Annotated in this window: 20 protein-coding genes and 2 riboswitches; of the genes, 8 read left to right on the forward strand and 12 right to left on the reverse strand. The window is 62.8% G+C overall.

Features of this window, described 5'->3' with window-relative positions:
• Positions 1 to 224 precede the first annotated feature (224 nt).
• The 3 genes from JFT44_RS27165 (at position 225) to JFT44_RS27175 (ending at position 2585) form a co-directional block, all read left to right on the forward strand.
• Positions 225 to 374 carry a DUF6026 family protein gene (locus tag JFT44_RS27165; RefSeq protein ID WP_220172963.1) on the forward strand — a complete coding sequence of 50 codons (150 nt, stop codon included), beginning with the start codon at positions 225 to 227 and terminating at the stop codon, positions 372 to 374.
• 105 nt (positions 375 to 479) lie between these two features.
• Complete coding sequence (locus JFT44_RS27170; RefSeq protein ID WP_169989675.1) at positions 480 to 2213, forward strand: phosphoethanolamine transferase CptA; 1734 nt, start codon at positions 480 to 482, stop codon at positions 2211 to 2213.
• A gap of 150 nt (positions 2214 to 2363) precedes the next feature.
• Positions 2364 to 2585, forward strand: a complete 222-nt coding sequence (locus tag JFT44_RS27175; RefSeq protein WP_057436731.1) for a hypothetical protein — start codon at positions 2364 to 2366, stop codon at positions 2583 to 2585.
• Between the two features lie 123 nt (positions 2586 to 2708).
• Here the strand turns inward: JFT44_RS27175 and JFT44_RS27180 are convergent, their stop codons facing one another.
• The 8 genes from JFT44_RS27180 to JFT44_RS27215 all read right to left on the reverse strand — a co-directional run bounded on the left by JFT44_RS27180 (position 2709) and on the right by JFT44_RS27215 (position 10969).
• Complete coding sequence (locus JFT44_RS27180) at positions 2709 to 3200, reverse strand: GNAT family N-acetyltransferase (protein WP_057436733.1); 492 nt, start codon at positions 3198 to 3200, stop codon at positions 2709 to 2711.
• A 150-nt stretch (positions 3201 to 3350) separates the two neighbouring features.
• Complete coding sequence (gene zapE, locus JFT44_RS27185; RefSeq protein WP_120733214.1) at positions 3351 to 4457, reverse strand: cell division protein ZapE; 1107 nt, start codon at positions 4455 to 4457, stop codon at positions 3351 to 3353.
• The gene (gene pepN, locus JFT44_RS27190) at positions 4454 to 7111 is read right to left on the reverse strand and encodes an aminopeptidase N (RefSeq protein WP_198831430.1); all 2658 of its coding nucleotides are present in this window, start codon (positions 7109 to 7111) and stop codon (positions 4454 to 4456) included. Before pepN ends, zapE begins: the two co-directional genes overlap by 4 nt.
• A 13-nt stretch (positions 7112 to 7124) precedes the next feature.
• Positions 7125 to 7955, reverse strand: coding sequence for a DUF2797 domain-containing protein (locus tag JFT44_RS27195; protein ID WP_057436738.1), 831 nt, complete (start codon positions 7953 to 7955; stop codon positions 7125 to 7127).
• Positions 7952 to 8212, reverse strand: a complete 261-nt coding sequence (locus JFT44_RS27200; RefSeq protein ID WP_057436741.1) for a YeaC family protein — start codon at positions 8210 to 8212, stop codon at positions 7952 to 7954. The genes JFT44_RS27195 and JFT44_RS27200 overlap by 4 nt, the downstream gene beginning before the upstream one ends.
• Positions 8213 to 8242: 30 nt before the next feature.
• Entirely contained in the window at positions 8243 to 9112 is an 870-nt protein-coding gene (locus JFT44_RS27205; protein WP_115128297.1) for a rhomboid family intramembrane serine protease, read from the reverse strand.
• Positions 9105 to 10082 carry a metallophosphoesterase gene (locus tag JFT44_RS27210; RefSeq protein WP_198831431.1) on the reverse strand — a complete coding sequence of 326 codons (978 nt, stop codon included), beginning with the start codon at positions 10080 to 10082 and terminating at the stop codon, positions 9105 to 9107. Before JFT44_RS27210 ends, JFT44_RS27205 begins: the two co-directional genes overlap by 8 nt.
• Complete coding sequence (locus JFT44_RS27215; RefSeq protein ID WP_010210870.1) at positions 10079 to 10969, reverse strand: NAD(+) kinase; 891 nt, start codon at positions 10967 to 10969, stop codon at positions 10079 to 10081. Before JFT44_RS27215 ends, JFT44_RS27210 begins: the two co-directional genes overlap by 4 nt.
• Positions 10970 to 11123: 154 nt before the next feature.
• On the opposite strand from JFT44_RS27215, the gene JFT44_RS27220 reads away from it, so the two are divergent.
• Positions 11124 to 12071, forward strand: a complete 948-nt coding sequence (locus JFT44_RS27220; RefSeq protein ID WP_128593045.1) for a DUF1853 family protein — start codon at positions 11124 to 11126, stop codon at positions 12069 to 12071.
• 125 nt (positions 12072 to 12196) lie between these two features.
• On the opposite strand, the gene JFT44_RS27225 is transcribed toward JFT44_RS27220, so the two are convergent.
• From JFT44_RS27225 to cobW, 4 genes are read right to left on the reverse strand one after another with little or no spacing between them, the layout of a single operon-like run.
• Complete coding sequence (locus JFT44_RS27225) at positions 12197 to 12799, reverse strand: VWA domain-containing protein (RefSeq protein ID WP_057959416.1); 603 nt, start codon at positions 12797 to 12799, stop codon at positions 12197 to 12199.
• A gap of 53 nt (positions 12800 to 12852) precedes the next feature.
• Positions 12853 to 13851, reverse strand: coding sequence for an ATP-binding protein (locus tag JFT44_RS27230; protein WP_057959415.1), 999 nt, complete (start codon positions 13849 to 13851; stop codon positions 12853 to 12855).
• Positions 13851 to 17612: a cobaltochelatase subunit CobN gene (cobN, locus tag JFT44_RS27235; protein WP_057959414.1), complete on the reverse strand. Its 3762-nt coding sequence runs from the start codon at positions 17610 to 17612 to the stop codon at positions 13851 to 13853. Before cobN ends, JFT44_RS27230 begins: the two co-directional genes overlap by 1 nt.
• Before the next feature lie 2 nt (positions 17613 to 17614).
• Positions 17615 to 18676 (reverse strand): cobalamin biosynthesis protein CobW, encoded by a 1062-nt coding sequence (gene cobW, locus JFT44_RS27240; protein WP_057436756.1) that lies wholly within the window; start codon positions 18674 to 18676, stop codon positions 17615 to 17617.
• A 92-nt stretch (positions 18677 to 18768) separates the two neighbouring features.
• Positions 18769 to 18969: riboswitch (cobalamin riboswitch) on the reverse strand.
• Between the two features lie 88 nt (positions 18970 to 19057).
• Positions 19058 to 19265: riboswitch (cobalamin riboswitch) on the forward strand.
• Between the two features lie 95 nt (positions 19266 to 19360).
• On the opposite strand from cobW, the gene JFT44_RS27245 reads away from it, so the two are divergent.
• The 4 genes from JFT44_RS27245 to cobM all read left to right on the forward strand — a co-directional run bounded on the left by JFT44_RS27245 (position 19361) and on the right by cobM (position 21499).
• Entirely contained in the window at positions 19361 to 19549 is a 189-nt protein-coding gene (locus JFT44_RS27245) for a CbtB domain-containing protein (protein ID WP_057436758.1), read from the forward strand.
• A gap of 11 nt (positions 19550 to 19560) precedes the next feature.
• Positions 19561 to 20262, forward strand: a complete 702-nt coding sequence (locus tag JFT44_RS27250) for a CbtA family protein (protein WP_169989672.1) — start codon at positions 19561 to 19563, stop codon at positions 20260 to 20262.
• Positions 20259 to 20672 (forward strand): cobalamin biosynthesis protein, encoded by a 414-nt coding sequence (locus JFT44_RS27255; RefSeq protein ID WP_057959412.1) that lies wholly within the window; start codon positions 20259 to 20261, stop codon positions 20670 to 20672. The genes JFT44_RS27250 and JFT44_RS27255 overlap by 4 nt, the downstream gene beginning before the upstream one ends.
• Positions 20673 to 20752: 80 nt before the next feature.
• Positions 20753 to 21499 carry a precorrin-4 C(11)-methyltransferase gene (cobM, locus tag JFT44_RS27260; protein WP_128593043.1) on the forward strand — a complete coding sequence of 249 codons (747 nt, stop codon included), beginning with the start codon at positions 20753 to 20755 and terminating at the stop codon, positions 21497 to 21499.
• The last annotated feature ends 735 nt before the right edge of the window (positions 21500 to 22234 follow it).

Genomic DNA, 22234 nt, shown 5'->3' on the forward strand with positions numbered 1-22234 from the left:
GAAGAATTAGTCCGGCGCCAATCGCACTAGTTTCATCACAAAAAGAGGCCATCGTTTCACCATCACCGGCTGAAAAGTCACAGCGACCCTGAAAAATAAAAAAGTTCCCTTGAGCCCAAAAAGAAATCAGAATCGCCCCTGACTCCTGCCGAGGGCCTCGACTCAAGCGCTCTGGCACCGCGATACACCGGCTATTTGCGAGGTAAGCAATGCGCACAGCACAGATGACACGCCCGCCACAGACCCTCTATGTCACCGTCCGTCGCGACGAACTGCGCCAGCTGAAAGACGAACGCGAGCAGTTGCAGCAGGAAGTGATCCGTCTGCGGGCGCAGTTGCAGGCTCAGTTGGCAAACCAAGCCATTACCTGCTGAACCCCGGGTCCAACTCACAAACTTTTCACCCGCCCTTCCCGATAATCCTGCGCCAGAACGCCGCCTCGCGCATGGGCGGCGGCAATTATCGGGTTGGAGCGCTGCATGGCGAGCACGAAGTCTGCAAAAGGGTTTGATTGGGCCGGCCTGGGCTGGATGTTCCTGTTTTTCTGGTATTTCTCCGGTATTACCCAACTGCTGATCCAACTGACCGGCACTTCCGGCTTCAGTGGTTTCCGCCAGGCGTTCTTCATGAGTGCGCTGTGGTTGGCACCCATGCTGCTGTTCCCGCGTCGCGCCCGGCTACTCGCCGCGCTGATCGGTGTGGTGCTGTGGGCCTGTTCCATGGCCAGCCTGGGCTACTTCTTTATTTACCAGCAGGAATTTTCCCAGAGCGTCATCTTCATCATGTTCGAGTCGAACATCTCTGAAGCCGGCGAGTATGCAACGCAATACTTTGCCTGGTGGATCGTGCTGGCCTTTATTGCCCACACTGCCCTGGCCGTCTTCCTCTGGACCCGTGTGCGCCCGGTCTACCTGCCCCGGGTCCGGGCAATGGTCGCGGCGACGGCCATTGTGCTGGCGATTGTCGGCTATCCGCTGGTCAAGCAGATTGCCACCAACGACACCCTGGAACGGGCCATCGATGGCTTCGAAACCCGGGTCGAACCTGCCGTGCCGTGGCAGATGATTGTTGCCTATCGCCGCTACACCCAGCAGTTGAACAACATGCAGGGCATGCTCGACAACGTCAGCAAGATCCCGCCCCTGAGCAACTTCAAGGACAGCATGGCCGGCCAACCGTCGACCCTGGTGCTGGTGATCGGCGAGTCCACCAACCGGCAGCGCATGAGCCTCTACGGCTACCCGCGCAAGACCACGCCGGAGCTGGACAAGCTGCGTGACCAATTGGATGTGTTCGACAACGTCATCACCCCGCGCCCCTACACCATCGAGGCGCTGCAACAGGTACTGACCTTTGCCGATGAAGACAATCCGGATCTGTATCTGAAGACCCCTTCCATCGTCAGCATGATGGAACAGGCCGGCTACAAGACCTTCTGGATCACCAACCAGCAGACCATGACCAAGCGCAACACCATGCTCACCACGTTCTCCGAACAGGCCGACGAGCAGGTGTACCTCAACAACAACCGTAACCAGAACGCCCGCCAGTACGATGGCGACGTGCTGGAGCCGTTCTCCAAGGCCCTGGCCGACAAGGCCGAGCGCAAGCTGATCGTGGTGCACCTGCTGGGTACCCATATGAGCTATCAGTACCGCTACCCGCCAAGCTTCGACACCTTTACCGACCGCCAGGGTGTCCCGGACGCGGTCAGTGACGACCAACTGCCGACCTACAACAGCTATGACAACGCAGTGCGCTACAACGACTTCGTGGTGTCGAGCCTGATCAAGGACTACGCCAAGACCGACCCCAATGGGTTCCTGCTGTACCTCTCCGACCACGGCGAGGATGTGTTCGACTCAGCGGGCCATGACACCCTGGGCCGCAACGAGGGCAAGCCGACAGCCCCGATGTACACCATCCCCTTCATGACCTGGGCCTCGCCGAAGTGGCGCGCCACCCACGACTGGAACATGCAGGGCGATATACAACGGCCCTACAGCAGCTCGCAGTTGATTCATACCTGGGCCGACCTGGCCGGCTTGAGTTTCGACGAACTGGACCGCAGCCGCAGCCTGGTCAGCGACAGCTTCAAGCCACGGCCATTGCTGATCGGCGATCCCTACCAGCGTTCGCAGAAGGCCTTGATCGACTTCAGCCTGATCAAGCCCAAAGCCAGTACCACACCCCGGAGTGTGGTCCAGAAGTAAACGACCCGCGCCCCGTCCAGAGTTAACCCCTGCGGTTAACTTTGGATGTGCTTGACGTTAACCCCCACTTAATTAGCTTCCTACAGACTATTCCCATAAATCTGACCAGGGACGGTGCAGACACGATCACTTTTAATGGGAATACCTGCGATGAAACTTTCAACCTTGATGCTCGCTGGCCTGCTGGGCCTGACCTCCGCTGCCGCCTTCGCCGAAGGCGGCGCTGAGCGCGTGAAGGAGCACTTCGATAATTTCAGCTTCACCCAGAAACAAATCCACAGCGACACCGAACAGACGGCGGCTGCCGACGCCAAGGGTGCTGAATCCGGATCCACCCAACACACGCGGGATGCTGAGCAACCCAAAGGCTGATGCACGAGTAATACCCGGCACCATTATGCTCTGGTGGTGAAGGTCAATTTGGCGCCCTGTACAGGGCGCTTTTTTTTGCCTGGTCGAACCTTCCCAAGGGGAGCGCGGGAACGACCTGAGGATTTAGAGGGCCTTGCTCCAGAACAGCATGCGGCCATGGGCTGGGTCGAAGATCGAGTCATCGAAGCCGAACTTGCGGTACGACGCCTGCGCCACTGGATTACCTTCCAGCACTTCCAGGGTGATCTTGCAGCAACCGCGCTGGCGGGCGATTTCCTCGACCTTTTGCAGCATTTTCTGGCTCAGGCCCAGGCCTCGGAACGGTTCCTTGACCACCACATCATGCACGTTGACCAGCGGCCGGCAGGCAAAGGTCGAAAACCCTTCAAAACAGTTAACAAGCCCGGCCGGCTCGCCGCCAACAAAGGCCAGCACGCTGAAGGCATGGGGACGCTTGGCCAATTCCGCCGGCAATTGTTGCAGCAGGTCGGCGGACAGGGCATGGCCACCGCCCATGGGGTCTTGTGCATAGTGGTTGAGCAACAGGCCAATGGCCTCGGCGTGCACGGAGTTGCTGTAGCTGGCTTGCAGCACCAATATTTCTGCGGCTTCCATTTCCTTCCTCGATAACTGCCCGGCAGGGATGAGCTCCCCGCAAAAGCTCGATTGTAAGCGGGGTGTAGGGGTTAGATGAAGGAGATTAACTACAACTTGGCGCGGGAAAAAGCCATCAGGCAAATGATTGTGTCAGTGGGCCAATGGCCACTACTGACCAAAGCGTTGCAACTGCATTTCTTGCAAACGGCTGAGGGTGCGGCGGAACGCAAACTCCAGGTAACCCTCGGTGTACAACTCGGCCAAGGGCACCCTCGCTTCGATGTACAGCGGGACCTTGCGGTCGTAGCACTCATCCACCAGGGCGATAAACCGGCGCACACTGTCATCGTGCACCGACAACGCCGGTAGCTCGCGGTCGCCCGCCTCCACGCGCTGGGCACCATCCTCGGTACCACGGGCAATCCGCCCAGGACGGGTCGAAGCACTCAGCCCGGGCACTTCGCCGAGCAATATGGCGCTATAGCGATCACACAGCTGCATGAAATCCATGGCCGCCAGCGGTTGTTCGCACAGATCAGCGTAGCGGCACCACAGCACCGTTTCGCTGGACTGCACCGTAACAATGCGCCGCGAACCGACCATAACCGGCGCCTCGCTGCAGGCTTGTCCAGCGCTCAAACGCTGGAAAACCGTAGCCAATGCTTGTGGTTGATCGACCCAGTAGCGCTGCTCGGCGGTGCCCGGATGCAAGCGGTGATCCTCACTGCCGTCTACCGCCACCACCTGCATATGGGCCTCAATCGCCTCGATAGCCGGCATGAAGCGTTCGCGGTTGAAACCGTCGGCGTACAACTGCCCGGGCGGCTGGTTGGAGGTGCAGACCATTACCACCCCTTCGTCGAACATCACCTGGAACAGGCGCCCGAGGATGATCGCGTCACCAATGTCATTGACGAACAGTTCGTCGAAACACAGCACCCGCACGTCCCCGGCCAACTCGCGGGCCAGGGCCTGCAAAGGGTCCGGGGTGCCGGTCAACTGGAACAGACGTTGATGGACCCAGCCCATGAAGTGATGGAAGTGCTGGCGCCGCGCGGGCACCCGCAGGCTCTGATGGAACTGATCCATCAGCCAGGTCTTGCCCCGCCCCACCGGCCCCCACAGATAAACGCCGGTGACCGGTGCGTCGGCGCCCTGGTGCAACGCCCCATGGCAGGCCTGCAACGCCTCGACCGCCCGGCGTTGCGCGTCGTCTGCCACAAAACCATCGGCCAGGGCCCGCTGGTAGGCAGCCAGTGGTGAGTCGGCCGTCATGCGAGGCTTTTGCTGACCACCTCGAACACATCGCTGGACAGCTCGCCCGAACCACGGATGCGCTCCAGCTCAGCCTTCATCAGCGCCTGACGGGCGCTGTCGTATTTGCGCCAGCGGGTCAGTGGCGCCAACTGCCGCGAGGCGATCTGCGGGTTGAAGGCATTCAGCTCGATCACCAGGTCCGCCAGGAAGCGATAGCCCGAGCCATCGGCTGCATGGAAGTTGATCAGGTTCTGCCCGGCAAAGGCGCCGACCAGCGCGCGCACCTTGTTCGGGTTCTTGATATTGAACGCCGGGTGCTGCATCAGGGCCTTGACCCGTGCAAGCCCGCCCGGCAACACGCTCCCGGCCTGGACGCTGAACCATTGGTCCATGACCAGGGGGTTGTCCTTGAAGTTCTCGGCAAACACTTGCAGGGCGTTGGCCTTCTCGGCATCGAACGGCGAGTTGACCAGCACCGCCAATGCCGTCAGGCGTTCGGTCATGTTGTCACACGCGTCGAACTGCTCCAGGGTCGCCGCCAGTACTTCGGGCTTGCCGCTGAGCATCAGGTACGACAGCGCGATGTTCTGCAGGGCGCGGCGCGCGAAGTGCTCGGCCGACGCCACGTAGGGCGTGTTGCGCGACAGGTCGCGGTTGGCCTGGTAGCGCAGCCAAAGGCCTTCGAACAGGTTATCGGCCAACTGCTTGCGCGCAAACTCGCGGGCAGCGTGGATCGCATCGACGTCAGCCACTTCGCTGATTTCGGTCAGGTAGGCTTCACCCGGCAACGACAACATTTCGGCGACCATGGCCTGGTCCAGGCTTTCGTCGCTCAACACGCTGCGCAGCGCATTGACCAGCCGTTGATCCAGCACCAAGGCCTGGCCCTGCTGGTGTTGGCTGATCAGGTCCTGCAACACCTGCACCGCCAGTTGCTGGCCCGCCTCCCAACGGTTGAAGCCGTCACTGTCGTGCTGCATCAGGAACATCAACTGGTCACGGCTGTAGGGGAAGCTCAGCTTCACCGGCGCCGAGAAGCCACGCAGCAGCGACGGCAAGGGTTGTTCAGGGATATCGACGAAGGTGAACGTCTGCTCGGCCTCAGTCACCGACAACACTCGCGAGGTGCCCTGCGCCGCCGCTTCACCGGCCAGACGCAACGGCAAGTCGGCCCCATTGGCGTCCAGCAGGCCCAGGGCCACCGGAATCACGAATGGCAGTTTTTCTACGTTGTCCGGGGTTTGCGGGCAACTCTGGCGCAAGGTCAGGCTGTAGGTCTTGGCGGTAGCGTCGTAGGACTCGCTCACTAGCAGGCGTGGCGTGCCGGCCTGGCTGTACCAGCGTTTGAACTGGGTCAGGTCGGCACCGTTGGCGTCTTCCATGGCCTTGATAAAGTCATCACAGGTCACGGCCTGGCCGTCGTGGCGTTCAAAGTACAGGTCACTGCCTTTGCGAAAGCCCTCGGCGCCGAGCAAGGTGTGGATCATCCCGACCACTTCCGAACCCTTTTCGTACACGGTCAGGGTGTAGAAGTTGGAGATTTCGATAAAGCTGTCCGGGCGCACAGCGTGGGCCATCGGCCCTGCATCTTCGGCGAACTGGTGGGTGCGCAGGTAGGCCACATCCTGTATACGCTTGACGGTGGCCGAGTTCATATCCGCAGAGAAGTGCGAATCGCGGAACACCGTAAAGCCTTCCTTGAGCGACAGCTGGAACCAGTCGCGGCAGGTCACGCGGTTGCCCGACCAGTTGTGGAAGTATTCGTGGGCGACGATGGCCTCGACGCGCTGATGCGCGGCATCGGTCGCGGTTTCGGCACGGGCCAGCACGGCGCTGGAGTTGAAAATGTTCAGGCCCTTGTTTTCCATGGCGCCCATGTTGAAGTCGTTGACGGCGACGATCATGAAAATATCCAGGTCGTATTCGCGACCATAGACCTCTTCATCCCAACGCATGGACTTCTTCAGGCTGTTCATGGCGTGCTGGCACTTGTCGATGTTTTCCGGCTCGACATAAATGCGCAGCGCGACGGTGCGCTGGCTCATGGTGGTGAAGGTGTCTTCGACGCACCACAGGTCGCCAGCCACCAGGGCGAACAGGTAGGCCGGCTTCTTGAACGGGTCTTCCCAGGTCGCCCAGTGCCGACCGTCTTCGCCGGGGCCGCTGGCAATCGGGTTGCCGTTGGACAGCAGCACCGGATAGCTGTGCTGCTCGGCGATCACCGTGGTGGTGAACGTGCTCATCACGTCCGGGCGGTCAAGGTAGTAGGTGATCTTGCGGAAGCCCTCGGCCTCGCATTGGGTACAGAACATGCCACCGGACTTGTACAAGCCTTCCAGGGCGGTGTTGGTTTGCGGGTGGATGCGCACGCTGGTGTCGACCGTGAAGCTGTCACTGGTCGGCTGCAACGTCAGGTGGCTGTCGCTCAATTGGTAGTCGGTGGCGCTCAGTTCCTGGTCACCCAGGGCCACACTCAGCAGTTCCAACTGCTGGCCATCGAGCACCAGCGGCGGCAGGCCGGTGCCGCGCTCGGGATTGCGGCGCATCACCAGCTGCGCGTGGACCAGGCTATGGTCCTCGAACAACTCGAAGGTCAGGTGAGTCTCGTCGATCAGGTACTCGGGCGCCTGATAGTCCTTCAGGTAAATCATCTTCGGTTGTTCGGTGCGCATACGTGAAATCCTTCTACTGATGCACGGCGAGCTGGTAAGCCGTGTATTTACGAATATTGATAACGCCGGTGTCGAAGATCAGGTATTGGCCCTTGATCCCCAGCAGCGTGCCTTCGGCAATCGGGTTCTTGTCCAGGTTGAAACTGACGATCTTGGCTGGATATTGCTCCACCGGGTAGCGGATTTCGAGGGGCTCGATATCGGTTACCGGTTGGATGGCCTGCAGGCCAAAGCGTTCCTGCAATTGCAGCAGGCCGTCGGCGCAGGAAACGAACAGCTCGTCGCGTACCTGCGCAAGGTCTACCGCTGCCGCGTCGCCCTTGAGCAAGGCGCGCCAGTTGGTCTTGTCGGCGACCTGGCTGCGCAGCACATCTTCGACAAAGCCCGATTGCTGGCGCGTGGCCACGCGCATGATCGGCAATGCCTGGCTCGCGCCCTGGTCCAGCCAGCGCGTGGGCAACTGGGTGGCGCGGGTGATGCCGACCTTGATCCCCGACGAGTTCGCCAGGTACACCACATGGTCGGTCATGCAGAATTTCTCGCCCCAGGCCGGATCGCGGCAAGTGCCGGCATCGAAATGGCAGCGCTCAGGGCTCATGATGCACAGGTCGCACTGGGCCAGCTTGGTCATGCACGGGTAGCAATAGCCCTGGCTGAAGCTGGTCTTGGTCTTGCGTCCGCAATGGGTGCAGTGGATCGCACCGAGGTATTCCAGGCGTATATGAGTGCCAATCAACGGGTTGACCGGCACCTCGGTGTCGCCCAGGCGAAAAGCGTATTGAACGGTCGGCGAACCCAGTTGCGCCGACATCTTGCTGACTGCACCACGGCCAATCTCAATCAATGGATGGCATCCGACTTGAACAGGATGTTTTCCACCGGGGTCGACTTCGATTGGCATTCCTGCGGGCCCATATAGCCGGTGCGCTGGTCTTCCGGCAGGTTTTGCAGCTCCCAGGCGATCATGGCCTGCAACGACAGCTCGCGCTGTTCGGCAGTGAGCTTGCGGCCGTCGGCCCATTTACCGATTTCCACGGCGAGCTTGAGGCTCTGGTAGATATCCGGGGTGATGTTTTCGATCATTTCAGCAAAAGAGGACATAAGACTCTTCCTTCAATAATGGGCAGAGATTCAAGCGTTACGTTTATGGCGGCTGTACAACCCGCCGAGCAAACCGGTGATGCAACCCGCCACCAGGCCGCCGACATGGGCCGCATTGGCGATTTCGCCAAAGCCGATCATCGAGACCAGGCCCGACAGGCACAGCACCAGCCACACCAGCATCATCACCAGCACGCCGCGCGGCAGGCGATACGCCGGGTTGGGCGCAAGCAACTGGTAGATCCAGCAATGGCCTAGCAAGCCGTACAACACGCCGGACAGGCCACCGAACAGGCCCGGCCCGCCAAAGGTGTATTGCGCATAGTTGGAGGCCAGGCTGAACAGCATCGTCAGGCCCAGCAGGTTGATACTGCCCTGACGGGCCTCGATGCGCCGCCCCAGTTCCCAGTACCACATGCCGTTCATGGCCAGGTGGAGGATGCCGAAGTGGATCAGCATCGGCGTGATCAACCGCCACCACTGCCCTGCCGCCAGGCTGTCGGCCAGGGGCGTGAAATACAGGTACTCACCGGCCACGTGGAAATTCAGGAACGTCAGCCAGCTCATGGCTTGCAAGTTGTCGCCGAGCATCGTGACCGCAGCGACGACCAGGCTCAGCAGCAACACACCCGCGGTCAGCGGGCTGTGGCGCAGTTGCTGGAGGAAGCCGGGACGCTTGGCTACCGGTTCCTGGGGAATATCCAGCTGCTGATCCGGATCGCCGGCCGGGAAGCGCTGATACAGGCTGCGCACGTCTTCGCTGATCGCGTCCGGCACCCACAGCACCTGCTCGCCAGCCTCTTCACTGACGCGATGGGGCACCTGCATGCGCTGCAACAGTTTGACGAAGCCAGCCAGATCGACCGTCAGCGGCAAGCGTAAAACGGCCACGTTACTCATGAATCACCTCAGGGCGCTCGACATCGACCCACACGAACTTGTTGGGGTCCAGGCAGGTTTCCTGATCCAGGCGATACGCCACCAGCTTGCCGTAGAGCACTGCGCTGTAGTCCAGGCAGGCCAGGTTCGAGCGGATCGGCGCCGGTTTGCCGCTGCGCCAGTAATGGCCGACAAACAGCAAGGGTTCATCGACGCCATAGCGCAACAGGGAGTTTTTCTCGGTCGAAGACAACGGCGTACGGGCCACCGGATCGGGCAAGGCATCGGGTTGGAACACGATATCGCCGTAGGTCTTCGGGTCGTCTTCCCAGAACTTGGTGCGAAAGAACGAACGGGTCAGGCCATCGCCGCCGGTCAGCGTCAGGCCGTCCGGCAGGCGCATATCGGTGCCGCGCAGCAGGCGATCGAAGGCGTTGCAGGCAAAACTGCCCGGCACCGCCGCCGCCTGCAGGAAATGCTCGTCGATGCAGCCGTCGGGGAATTGCCGGCGCAGCGGTTCGATCAACCCCGAATCCCAGCAGGCGTGCACCACGCGGAAACGCCCGGCATCGACAAACAACGGCATGTTGTAGAACCAGCCGAGGAAGTCATGCCAGTCGCCGGGGTGGTGTTCGAACTGGGTCAGGGTCTCGTGGATCAGCCGTGCGTGGCGTGGCGAATGTTCGCGCACGTACTGCTTGCCACTGCCGGGCGGCGCCAGGGTGCTCCAGCCCAGGGCGTTGAACTCGTGGTTGCCCATGATGCACAGCGCCTGGCCGGCTTCGACCATGTCGTGGACGATATGCAGCGCCTCACGGATGCGCGGGCCACGGTCGATGATATCGCCGAGGAACACCGCCATGCGTGATGGGTGGCGCCAGACGCCGCCCTGCTTGTGGTAACCCATCTGGTCGAGCAGGTGCTCAAGGGTATGAGCGCAACCGTGCACGTCACCAATCAGGTCGTAGCTACGCGCGGGATCGAGCATCAGTCGCCTCCACCCCCCAAGCGGCTGCCCCAGCCCAGCTTGGTGCGGCACACTTCGTAGTAGTTGTGATCCAGTGGGTGGATCAACCGCAGCTTCTGCGCCTTTTTGCTCACGGTGATGGTGTCACCGGGGGCGCAGGTGAAGTGGTTCTGCCCGTCACAGGAAACTTGCGGGTAGATCTGCATGTCTTTGGAGACCACGATTTTCAACTCACTGTTGCCATCGACCACAATCGGTCGGCTAGACAACATATGGGGGTACATCGGCACGATCACAATGGCATCCAGCTTGGGATGCATGATCGGCCCGCCGGCCGACAGCGCATAGGCCGTGGACCCGGTGGGCGTGGCGACAATCAGGCCGTCGGCCTTCTGGCTGCAGACGAACTGGCCGTCGATATACAGCTCGAACTCGATCATCCGCGTCGACTTGCCGGGGTGCAGCACCACATCGTTGAGGGCATCGCCCTGGCCGATGGCTTCGCCATGGCGGCGCACTTCGGCTTGCAGCAGGAAGCGGTTTTCCACCAGGTAGTGGCCGTCCAGCACCTTGGCCACTTCAACTTCCAGGTCGTCGGGGCGGATATCGGTGAGGAACCCCAGGCTGCCCCGGTTGATCCCCAGTACCGGCACGTTATGCCGCGCCAGGGCCCGGGCGGCGCCCAGCAGGCTGCCGTCGCCGCCGACCACAATCACCATGTCGCAGACTTCACCGAGCATTTTGCGCGACGAGGTCTGCAGGCCGTGGCCCGGCAGAATCTCGGCGATGGTGTCTTCGAGGATCACATGCAGGTGGCGCTCAAGCAGAAACTTTTTCAGCCGGCGGACCGTGTCCAGAACCTGGGTACTGCCCAGGCGACCGATGATGCCGATATTGCGAAATTGCTCCATGGGGCTCCTGCAGGGTTTGGGTCTGGCAAAAAGAACGATTATGGGCGAAAGGCCGCATTAGACAAAATCCTTTGTCGCCCCAGGCCCCAGACGACAACGGTTCTCAACACTTCCAGGGGGCACGCGGCGAGTAGGAAACAGCTATGCTCGGACCATGAATCCGTTTCCCGACCTGCAGCCTCTGCCCCGTCAATTGCGTCATCCCGCAGTGCGGGATCTGGCGTGGGTGATCCTCGCCCCGCCGATGCTCGCGCAGACGCCCTGGCCACAACGTCACCCCCTGGCCGGCAGTGACTGGGTGCAGCAGCCTGCGGCCCTGGAGCAATGGCTCAGGCGCCTGGACCAGGACAGCAGCGCCCTGCTGCATTGGCTGAGCCTGGCACGCACCCGGCGCCTGGGCCTGTATTACGAACGCCTGTGGCAATTTGCCGTGCAGCACGCCCCTGGCGTGGAGTTGCTGGCGGCCAACCTGCCGATCCGCCAGGCCGGGCACACCCTGGGTGAGCTGGACATGCTGCTGCGCGACCGTGACGGCGTGCATCATCTGGAGTTGGCGATCAAGCTTTACCTCGGCCCCCAGGACGGCAACGGCCAGGACACCGCGCAATGGCTGGGCCCGGGTTGTCACGACCGCCTGGATCGCAAGCTGGCGCATCTGGCAGACCACCAACTGCCCATCTCGGCCAGGGCGCAAAGCCGGGAGGTGCTGGCGACGCTGGATATCCAGGAGTTCACCGCCCATCTGTGGCTCGGCGGCTACCTGTTGTACCCCTGGCCCGGCGAGGCCGCCCCGCCTTTCGGCGCCCACCCCCAGCATTTGCGCGGGCGCTGGTTGCATCAGCGCGATTGGCAGGACTTTATCCAGGCCAGCCCGCCGGGCCGCTGGCAGCCCCTGCCGCGCCATGCCTGGCTGGCGCCGGCGCATTACCCGGCGGAAGAAATCTGGAGTGAAGAGCAGATGCAGCGCTGGCTGGTCGACCTGGACCCGATGGCGCCGGCGCAGTTGTTGGTGCGCATGATGCAGAACGGCGGGGATTGGGAGGAAGCGGAGCGGCTGTTTCTGGTGGCGGATCTTTGGCCGAATGTGCCGGGGGCTAGCTGATCGTTTTGCGGTGGGTTTGAGGGCCTTATCGCAGGCAAGCCAGCTCCCACATTCAAGCGCATTCCAAAGGATGTACGCGGCCGAATGTGGGAGCGGACTTGCTCGCGATAGCGATAGCAGCAGCGCTACAGGCTATCAATATGCCGATAATCCACCTGCAACCCGGCGGCCAGCTCCCGCGCCCGCCCCAGCCGGATCGGCCCACGTTCGATATCCACCAACAGCCCCAGGCAATCCAACGCCGGCAATTGACCAATATCCTTGAGCCGGCCATCGGTAATCACCAGCAACCGCTGCTGTTCAGCCGGATAGCGCTTGCGCCGCGCCGCCAGCCAATGCCCGGCCTCGGTCAACGCCGCCAGGAGCGGCGTCCCTCCGCCGGCGCCCAGGCCATCCAGCCAACGCCCCAGGCCCTTGGCCGCTTTCAAGCCTTGTACCTGCCAGCTCGGCACTTGCCCGCTGGCGGTCAACAACGCCAGTCGCGCCCGCTGCCGATAGGCGTCGTCGAACACCTGCGCGAGCAAGCCCTTGGCATCGCTAAGCGCCTGATGCCGCCGAGTGGACGCCGAGGCATCGACAATCACCAGCCACAGCTCATGGGAGGCACGGCTGCGGTTGCAGTACACCAGGTCTTTACGCGATTGTGGTCGCCCGCCCAACAAGGTGCCCGGCCAATTGACCATCCCCTCGGCGCCGTTGCGCGCCCGCCCTTGCCTGCCTTGATCCAGTCGACCCGCCTTGGGCCGGGCATCCGCCCCCGCGTCAGGTCGGGGGCGAATGCCTAGGGCTTTTTTGGCCAGGTGGGTATTTCACGGCGGGCACCCGTTACTTGTGTAGACGGAGGCATTTCACCCCACTGTCCCTGGCCGCTGCTGGGGTCAGTGGGTTTGGGCGCCGGCGCATTTTCCGGTGGGCGGGCGGCAGATGAATGCTCCTGGCGACGATGGCGCAGGGCAAATTCGGCAACGGCCTCTATATCTTCTTCAGCGATGGCCGCAGCCCCACGCCACGCCGCATGGGCCCGCGCCCCGCGCAACCACACCAGATCGGCGCGCAGGCCATCCACACCAGCGGCAAAGCAGCGCTCGGTAATCTGCGCCAGGGCCTGGTCATCCAGGGCGATGCTTTCCAGGCGTGCACGGGCCTGGGTGCAACGCGCACGCAGCGCCGCTTGCTGGTCAGCCCACTGCGCGCAGAACGCCCCAGGGTCGCTATCGAAATCCAGGCGCCGACGGATGATCTGCCCGCGCTCGGTCGGCAAAGTCTGCCCGCTCAATGCCACGTTGAAACCGAACCGATCCAGCAACTGCGGACGCAATTCACCCTCTTCCGGGTTCATCGTGCCGATCAGCACAAAACGCGCCGAGTGCCGGTGGGATATACCGTCGCGTTCGATCAGGTTGGTGCCACTGGCGGCTACATCCAATAGCAGGTCCACCAGATGATCAGGCAGTAGATTGACCTCATCCACATACAGTACCCCGCCATCGGCCTTGGCCAGCACCCCAGGGGAAAACTGCGCACGGCCTTCGCTCAGCGCCGCATCCAGGTCCAGAGTGCCGACCAAACGCTCTTCGGTGGCGCCCAACGGCAAGGTGACGAATTGCCCGCTGGCCAACAGGTCCGCCAGGCCGCGAGCCAGGGTGGACTTGGCCATGCCGCGCGGGCCTTCGATCAGCACGCCACCGATCTTCGGGTCGATGGCGGTCAGGCACAGGGCAAGCTTCAGGTCGTCGGCACCGACCACTGCCGACAGTGGGAAATGGGGGATGTCAGTCATCAACTGTCTTCTTCTATGTCCAGCAACAGGTTTTCCAATGCCTCGCGGTACGCCCCCGGTGCCTGCCACATACCGCGCTGCTGGGCTTCCAGCATGCGCTCGGTCATGTCGCGCAAGGCCGCGGGGTTGTGCTGTTGCACAAACGCCCGGGTGTCGGGGTCGAGCAGGTAAGCATCGGCCAGCAATGCATATTGGTGGTCATCGATCAGCGCCGTGGTCGCGTCGAAGGCGAACAGATTGTCCACCGTCGCCGCCATCTCGAACGCGCCTTTATAGCCGTGGCGCTTGACCCCTTCGATCCACTTGGGGTTGGCGGCGCGGGAACGGATCACCCGGTTCAGCTCTTCCTTCAGCGTGCGGATTTTCGGCAAGTCCGGCTGGCTATGATCGCCATGGTAGCTGGCGGCCTTGGCGCCACTGAGGGTTTCCACGGCGGCGAGCATACCGCCCTGGAATTGGTAATAGTCATTGGAGTCGAGCAAGTCGTGCTCGTGGTTATCCTGGTTCTGCAGCACGGCCTGCACCTGGCTCAGGCGCTGGGCGAACTGTTCACGGGCGGCGGTGCCTTCATCCGCACCGCCATAGGCGTAGCCCCCCCAATTCAGGTAGACCTCGGCCAGGTCTTCGCGGCTTTGCCACAGGCGACCGTCAATCGCGCCCTGCACACCCGCGCCATAGGCCCCAGGCTTGGCGCCGAAAATGCGCCAGCCGGCCTGCTTGGCCGCAGCCTCTTCATCCAGGCCCGACTTGCGCAGCGCCTCGCGCTCGCTGCGCACCTTGGCCGCCAGGGGGTTCAGGTCGTCCGGCTCATCCAGCGCCGCGACCGCCTGCACCGCAGCATCGAACAGGCGGATCAGGTTGGCGAACGCATCGCGGAAGAACCCCGACACCCGCAGCGTGACGTCAACTCGCGGGCGGTCGAGCAAGCTGATGGGCAATATCTCAAAATCATCGACACGCTGGCTGCCCGTGGCCCACACCGGTCGCACGCCCATCAGTGCCATGGCCTGGGCGATATCGTCACCGCCGGTGCGCATGGTCGCGGTGCCCCACACGGAAAGCCCCAACTGACGCAGATGGTCACCATGGTCCTGCAGGTGCCGCTCAAGCATCAGGTTTGCGGATTGGAAACCGATACGCCAGGCAGTCGTGGTAGGCAGGTTACGCACGTCGACGGTGAAGAAATTGCGCCCGGTCGGCAGCACATCCAGGCGCCCACGACTCGGCGCACCACTGGGGCCCGCCGGCACGAAACGACCGCTCAACGCCTCCAGCAAGCCATGCATTTCGGCCGGGCCACAGGCATCCAGGCGCGGTGCGACGACGATGCGCAGGCTTTCGATCACCGATTTCACCTCCTCCCAGCCCGGCTCCTCAAGCTGTTCGAGCGGGCCTTCCAGCGCCTGTTCGATCAACCGCGCCGCATACAACTCCAGGCGCTCGCGAGTATCGCCAGCGGTACGCCACAACTGCCCGTCGATCTTCTGCAGCACCTCGGGGCGGCGCCCGGTCCAGGGTTCGGCCAGCGCGCAGTCCAGCGGGTCAAAGCCCAGCTCAAAGGCCTTGGCCAATACCCGCAGCAGGCTTGATTGCGGACCCCGCCCATCGCCACGCGGAATGCGCAGCAGGGCCAGCAAGGTGTCGATACGCAGGCGACCTTCGGGCGACTCGCCAAAGATATGCAGGCCGTCGCGGATCTGCGACTCCTTCAGATCGCACAGGTAGGTGTCCAGGCGCGGCAGCCAGACGGCAGCGTCAGCCTCGTTATCCAGTTCCAGCTCTTGATCGATGCGGGTTTCGCGCACCAGCTTGAGGATGTCCTTTTGCAGCTCCAGAGCGCGTCGCGGATCGAGCAACTGCGCCTCGTAATACTCATCCGCCAACAATTCCAGACTGCGCAATGGGCCATAGGTTTCGGCGCGGGTCAGCGGCGGCATCAAATGGTCGATGATCACCGCCTGGGTCCGGCGCTTGGCCTGGGCACCCTCGCCCGGATCATTGACGATAAACGGATAGATGTTCGGCAGCGGTCCCAGCAATGCATCTGGCCAGCAGTTCTCGGACAGCCCGACGCCTTTACCCGGCAGCCATTCCAGGTTGCCGTGCTTGCCGACGTGGATCACGCCATGGGCGCCGTAGGTGTGGCGCAGCCAGAAATAGAACGCCAGGTAAGCGTGGGGCGGCACCAGGTCCGGGTCGTGGTACACCGCGCTGGCATCCACCTGGTAGCCCCGCGCCGGCTGGATGCCGACAAAGGTCAGGCCCAGGCGCAGGCCGGCGATCATCATGCGCCCGTCGCGGCACATCGGATCGTTATGAGGCGTGCCCCAGCGTTCCAGCACGGCCTGGCGGTTGGCCTCGGGCAAGCGATTGAACATCGCCTGGTATTCGTCCAGGCCCAGGCTTTGATGGCAGGGGCGCAGGTCGAGGCTGTCCAGGTCGTTGGTGACACCGCCGAGCAGGTCATGGATCAGCGCAGTGCCGCTGGCCGGCAATGCATCCGGCAGCGGATAACCCTCGGCCTGCAGGGCCCGCAGGATATTCAAGGCCGCGGCCGGGGTGTCCAGGCCCACGCCATTACCGATGCGCCCATCACGGGTCGGGTAGTTGGCGAGGATCAGCGCAATGCGCTTGTCGGCATGCGGCACCCGTGCCAGCTCGACCCAGCGCCGCGCCAGTTCGGCGACAAAGTCCATGCGTTCGGGGGCCGCGCGGTAGCACACCACGTCCGATTGGCTGCGCTCGCTGCGCCAGGCCAGGTCCTTGAAGCTGATCGGGCGGCTGATGATGCGCCCGTCCAGCTCCGGCAAAGCAATGTGCATCGCCAGATCACGCGGGCCGAGGCCCTGCTCGCTGGCTTCCCAGCCGGGCTGGTTGTCCTGGGCGCAGATCGCCTGGATCACCGGGATATTGCGGCGAAACGGCCGCAGATGGGGCGCTTCGGGGCTGGATTGGGCAAAGCCGGTGGTGTTCAGAATCACCGCCGCCCCGACCTCATCCAGCAAATCCTCGACCACTGTCAGGCAGCCGGGCTCTTTCAGGCTGGCCACCGCCATCGGCAGCGGGTTAAGGCCCGCTGCCTGCAAGCGTTGGCAGAACACATCAATAAAACCGGTATTGGCCGCCTGCAAGTGCGAGCGGTAGAACAGCACCGCTGCCACCGGCCAATCGGTGTTCCAGTCCGCCTGCCAGTCATTGAGGCGGGCATTGGCGGCGCGCGGGTGATAGATCGCGGTGCGCGGCAGAGTTTGCGGCTCGGCCCACGGGTAATCGCGGCCCAGGAAGCTACTGGCCAGGCAACGATAGAAATCCAGCGCATTCCCCAGCCCGCCCTGGCGCAGAAAGTGCCACAGGCGGTCACGCTCCACCACACCCACGGTGCTCAGGCCGCTGAGTTCGGGATCGGGGCGATCATCCCCCGGCACCAGGATCAACTGCACGCCCTGCTCGGCCAGCTCCACCAGGCGTTGGATGCCGTAGCGCCAATAGCCGATGCCGCCGTGCAGGGATATCAGGATGACCTTGGCGTGGCGCAGCACCTCATCCACATACAGGTCCACCGAGGCGTGGTTCTGCACCTGCATCGGGTTGGCCAGGCGCAGGCTCGGGTAGTCGTCGGGCAGTTGCTGGGCGGCTTCGGCCAGCAACGCCAGGCTGGAATCGCCGCTGCACAGGATCACCAGCTCGGCGGGGGTTTGTCCCAGGTCGGCGATGTTGTCATCGGAGACGAAGCCACCGGGCTGGGTCCTGAGCAGGTGCATGGTTAAACGCTGAGCGCGGCGCGCAATTGCGCTTCAAGGCCCGCCGCATCCAGGTCCTGACCGATCAGCACCAACCGTGTGATGCGCGCTTCGTCAGCGCCCCAGGCCCGGTCGAAGTGCTTGTCGAAGCGCGTGCCCACGCCTTGGATCAACAGGCGCATCGGCTTGTTGGGGATCGCGGCGAAGCCTTTGACCCGCAGGATGCCGTGCTGCACCACCAATTGCGTCAGGGCATCGAGCAGCAGCGCTTCATCAGCCTGTGGCAGGTCGATGGAGATGGAGTCAAACGCATCGTGATCGTGGTCGTCTTCACCTTCGTGGTGATGATCGTGATGGCTATGGCGCCCGTCGATATGCTCCTCGGAGCCGGCACCCAGGCCAATTAGCACATCCAGAGGCAGGCGGCCGCTGCTGGCTTCGACGATTTTCACTGCTGGCGGCAGTTCTTCGGCGACTTCCAGGCGTACACGGGCCAGGTCTTCAGGGCTGATCAGGTCGGTTTTGTTGAGGATCACCAGGTCGGCGCTGGCCAGTTGGTCGGCGAACAACTCGTGCAGTGGCGATTCGTGGTCCAGGTTCGGGTCCAGTTTGCGCTGGGCGTCGACCTGGTCCGGGAACGCGGCAAAGGTGCCAGCGGCCACGGCCGGGCTGTCGACCACGGTGATCACCGCGTCAACCGTGCAGGCGCTGCGGATTTCCGGCCACTGGAAGGCCTGCACCAGGGGCTTGGGCAGCGCCAGGCCAGAGGTTTCGATGAGGATATGGTCGAGGTCGCCACGACGGGCCACCAGCTCGCGCATCACCGGGAAGAACTCTTCTTGCACGGTGCAGCACAGGCAGCCGTTGGCCAGTTCATACACGCGCCCGCTGGCTTCTTCTTCGGTGCAACCGATGGAGCACTGCTTGAGGATCTCGCCGTCGATACCCAGTTCGCCGAATTCGTTGACGATCACAGCAATGCGCCGACCCTGGGCGTTGTCCAGCATGTGCCGCAGCAAGGTGGTTTTGCCCGAGCCGAGAAAGCCGGTGACGATAGTGACGGGAAGTTTGGCCAGTGTTTTCATCGGATGCCCTTTGGGGCGGGCATACGGGACGACTGGCCCTGCAGCGGCGTGCAGGTGCTGGATTCGTCACCGGATCACCCCGCCCGGTTGAAATGGAAAATCGGTTGCGAGGCAGGTCTCCTGGCTTGGGGCTTGCCGGCCTTGCGGCTGGCGCTGGCTGCGCCTTCCCGCCGTATTGGCAGTGGCGTGGCAGTCAGATAAACCCTTTACAGTTGCGGGGGCAGCCGCGGCTTGGACCGCGTTCCCTTCTTAGCTTCGACCGCAGCCGAAGAACCTCGAAGGTGCAAGGCTACGCAGTGCTTGAGGGACGGTCAATTCAAAACCATGCGAAGAGCCGCGGTGCCCAGCTACAGATTGACGGCCATCCCGCGCCCATGCTCTCCTACACATCTTGTTTCGGGTGCCCTTTACAGGGTGAAACGGGAAACCGGTCAATCATGCATGCATGACCAATCCGGTGCTGCCCCCGCAACGGTAAGCGAGCGAAGCGTCACAGCCACTGTGCTTCTGGCATGGGAAGGCGATGCTTTCAGGAATCAGGAGAGCCCCCTCGCAAGCCCGGAGACCGGCCCGAAAAATCAAATAACAAACCCGCGGTGGGCGGGCGCTGTTCAGAACCCTGCGTGCCCGGCTCGCGGGGTTTTCATGCGCTCGTGTCACCCTGCCACTCGAAAGGGACGTGCCATGTCGATCATCAGCAGCACCTCACACACCGCCAGCCGCTCCGCCACCTTGAGCCAACGCCTGACCGCCGCTATCGGCGCGTCGATCCTCGGTGCGTGCCTGGTGTATTTCGCCGGGTTCTCCCATATCGAGGCCGTGCACAACGCCGCCCACGATACGCGCCACAGCGCCGCCTTCCCGTGCCATTGAGACCTGCAACCATGATCAAGCGAATTGCGCAAACCGCAGGTTTCACCGGCCTGTTGGCCGCCCTGCTGCTGACCCTGCTGCAAAGTTTCTGGGTGGCTCCGCTGATTCAGCAGGCGGAAACCTACGAAAACGCCCCGGCCACGACCGAAGTGCATGAGCATGCGCCTGGTGCTGCGGCCCACAGCCACGACGCCGAGGCCTGGGAACCGGAAGACGGCTGGCAGCGCGTGCTGTCCACCACTGGCGGTAACCTGGTGGTCGCCGTAGGTTTTGCGCTGATGCTCGCCGGCCTGTACACCCTGCGCGCCCCGACCCGCACCGCCCAGGGCCTGCTCTGGGGCCTGGCCGGTTACGCCACCTTTGTGCTGGCACCGACCCTCGGCCTGCCACCGGAACTGCCCGGCACCGCTGCGGCGGACCTGGCGCAACGGCAGATCTGGTGGATCGGCGCGGCAGCCTCCACCGCCGCCGGTATCGCGCTGATTGTGTTTGGTCGCAACTGGCTGCTGAAGATCCTCGGCGTGGCGATCCTGGCGGTGCCCCATGTGATTGGCGCGCCACAGCCCGAAGTGCACTCGATGCTCGCCCCGCAGGCCCTGGAAGCGCAGTTCAAGATCGCGTCGCAGCTGACCAATGTTGCGTTCTGGCTGGCCCTGGGCCTGATCAGCGCCTGGTTGTTCCGACGCAATCGCGACGACCAGCACTCGGCATGACAGCAGCCACCACCGCGCCGACCCTGGTGGTCGGCCTGGGTTGTCAGCGTGGCTGCAGCGTCGCGGCGCTATTGGCGCTGTTCAATGAAGCCTTGGCTGGCGCGGGAATCGACCCTCGGCACATCAGCGCACTGGCGAGTATCGACCGTAAACAGGATGAGCCAGGGTTACTGGCCCTGGCCGAACACTTGAGGTTGCCACTGCAGTTTTTCAGTGCCGAACAGTTGGCGATCCACGAAGCGCAATTGAGCCACCGCTCTGCTGTCGCGTTTGCCCATACCGGCTGCCACGGCATCGCCGAAAGCGCCGCCCTGGCCCTGGCCGAGCACTTGGCCCAGCGCCCTGCCCGCCTGTTGATCAACCGCCAGAAAAGCCCGCAAGCCACCTTTGCATTGGCGTGCGCGGGCTGAATTCCCGATAATCCGCCTCCTTGATCATGAGCGGTCTTCATCTGCAGCCCGCCTCGCCGGCTTTTTCACAGGAATCCTCCATGACCGTCTACTTCATCGGCGCAGGCCCCGGCGACCCGGAACTGATCACCGTCAAAGGCCAGCGGCTGATCCGCAGTTGCCCGGTAATTATCTACGCCGGCTCTCTGGTGCCGGCCGCCGTGCTTGAAGGCCATCAGGCCGAAACCCTGGTCAACAGCGCCGAACTGCACCTGGAGCAGATCATTGAGTTGATCAAGCATGCCCATGAACAGGGCCAGGACGTGGCGCGGGTGCATTCTGGCGATCCGAGCCTGTATGGCGCGATTGGCGAGCAAATCCGCCATTTGCGCGCACTGGGAATTCCCTTCCAGATCATTCCCGGCGTCACCGCCGTGGCCGCCTGTGCCGCGTTGCTGGAGGCGGAGCTGACCTTACCGGATATCGCCCAAAGCGTGATCCTGACCCGCTATGCCGATAAAACCACGATGCCTGCGGGGGAGTCCTTCGACAGCCTGGCCAGCCACGGCACTACCATGGCCGTGCATCTGGGGGTCAATCACCTGGAGAAAATCGTCGCCGAGCTGCTGCCGCATTACGGTGCAGATTGCCCGATTGCCGTGGTACACCGGGCGACCTGGCCGGATCAGGATTGGGCGATTGGCACCTTGGCGGATATTGTCAGCAAAGTGGCAGCCAAGGGGTTCAGGCGCACCGCGCTGATTGTGGTGGGTCGAGTGCTGGCCAGTGACAGCTTCAGCGAATCCTCGCTGTATCGCGCAGGGCACGCCCACCTCTACCGACCCTGACACTGTGGGGGCTGGCTTGCCTGCGATTGCGGTTTAACCGGCTGTAGAGAAGTCGCCTGACCCTCCGCTATCGCGGCATGAGTCTCTACATAGTTCTCTTCTGGGGGGTGTGTACATATCCGTTGCTGCGGTTACGGCGGCTATTGGTTCCGCTCTTACAGCGGGTCACTTTTGGAAAAGAGCCCCAAAAGTAACCAAAAGGGCTCTTGCCCCACCACTCGGTGCCTCGCCTAGGCTCGGCATGCCCGCAGTCAGGCATTGCTCCGTGGGCCCGCCGCGATCGGCCATCCATGGCCGTGTCGCGGCTAACCCGGCATCCATGCCGGGGTGCCCACTGCGCAATACCTGCCTGCGGCCAGCGTGGTTTAACGGGGCGCCTAAGATCAAAAACCAGATCAAAAGCAGAGCAACATCGACAGCAATGCCAAAGCCGGGGCGCGAAGCTGCATTCCCCTGTGGGAGCTGGCTTGCCTGCGATGGCGGTGTATCAGTCGATAAATGTATTGGCTGAGACACCGCCATCGCAGGCAAGCCAGCTCCCACAGAGGTACGCGCACGCCTCGACGATCAGGTCGGCTCTAAGGCCGCCTCGCTTTGCTTTTGATCTGAGGCGCCCCGTTAAACCACGCTGGCCGTCATCCGATATTGATTTGGGGGGTAACCCGGCAGGACGCCGGGTTAGCCGCGCTGGGCCATGGATGGCCCATCGCGGCGGCCCCCCAAATCAATGTCGGA

The organism is Pseudomonas sp. MF5691 (assembly GCF_016405645.1).
Lineage (GTDB): Bacteria > Pseudomonadota > Gammaproteobacteria > Pseudomonadales > Pseudomonadaceae > Aquipseudomonas > Aquipseudomonas shahriarae.

Excerpts from the sequence above, each read along its gene's own strand:
- JFT44_RS27165 (WP_220172963.1), top strand. The coding sequence starts at position 225 with ATGACACGCCCGCCACAGACCCTCTATGTCACCGTCCGTCGCGACGAA.
- JFT44_RS27170 (WP_169989675.1), top strand. The coding sequence starts at position 480 with ATGGCGAGCACGAAGTCTGCAAAAGGGTTTGATTGGGCCGGCCTGGGC.
- JFT44_RS27175 (WP_057436731.1), top strand. The coding sequence starts at position 2,364 with ATGAAACTTTCAACCTTGATGCTCGCTGGCCTGCTGGGCCTGACCTCC.
- JFT44_RS27180 (WP_057436733.1), bottom strand. The coding sequence starts at position 3,200 with ATGGAAGCCGCAGAAATATTGGTGCTGCAAGCCAGCTACAGCAACTCC.
- zapE (WP_120733214.1), bottom strand. The coding sequence starts at position 4,457 with ATGACGGCCGACTCACCACTGGCTGCCTACCAGCGGGCCCTGGCCGAT.
- pepN (WP_198831430.1), bottom strand. The coding sequence starts at position 7,111 with ATGCGCACCGAACAACCGAAGATGATTTACCTGAAGGACTATCAGGCG.
- JFT44_RS27200 (WP_057436741.1), bottom strand. The coding sequence starts at position 8,212 with ATGTCCTCTTTTGCTGAAATGATCGAAAACATCACCCCGGATATCTAC.
- JFT44_RS27205 (WP_115128297.1), bottom strand. The coding sequence starts at position 9,112 with ATGAGTAACGTGGCCGTTTTACGCTTGCCGCTGACGGTCGATCTGGCT.
- JFT44_RS27215 (WP_010210870.1), bottom strand. The coding sequence starts at position 10,969 with ATGGAGCAATTTCGCAATATCGGCATCATCGGTCGCCTGGGCAGTACC.
- JFT44_RS27220 (WP_128593045.1), top strand. The coding sequence starts at position 11,124 with ATGAATCCGTTTCCCGACCTGCAGCCTCTGCCCCGTCAATTGCGTCAT.
- JFT44_RS27230 (WP_057959415.1), bottom strand. The coding sequence starts at position 13,851 with ATGACTGACATCCCCCATTTCCCACTGTCGGCAGTGGTCGGTGCCGAC.
- cobN (WP_057959414.1), bottom strand. The coding sequence starts at position 17,612 with ATGCACCTGCTCAGGACCCAGCCCGGTGGCTTCGTCTCCGATGACAAC.
- cobW (WP_057436756.1), bottom strand. The coding sequence starts at position 18,676 with ATGAAAACACTGGCCAAACTTCCCGTCACTATCGTCACCGGCTTTCTC.
- JFT44_RS27245 (WP_057436758.1), top strand. The coding sequence starts at position 19,361 with ATGTCGATCATCAGCAGCACCTCACACACCGCCAGCCGCTCCGCCACC.
- JFT44_RS27250 (WP_169989672.1), top strand. The coding sequence starts at position 19,561 with ATGATCAAGCGAATTGCGCAAACCGCAGGTTTCACCGGCCTGTTGGCC.
- JFT44_RS27255 (WP_057959412.1), top strand. The coding sequence starts at position 20,259 with ATGACAGCAGCCACCACCGCGCCGACCCTGGTGGTCGGCCTGGGTTGT.
- cobM (WP_128593043.1), top strand. The coding sequence starts at position 20,753 with ATGACCGTCTACTTCATCGGCGCAGGCCCCGGCGACCCGGAACTGATC.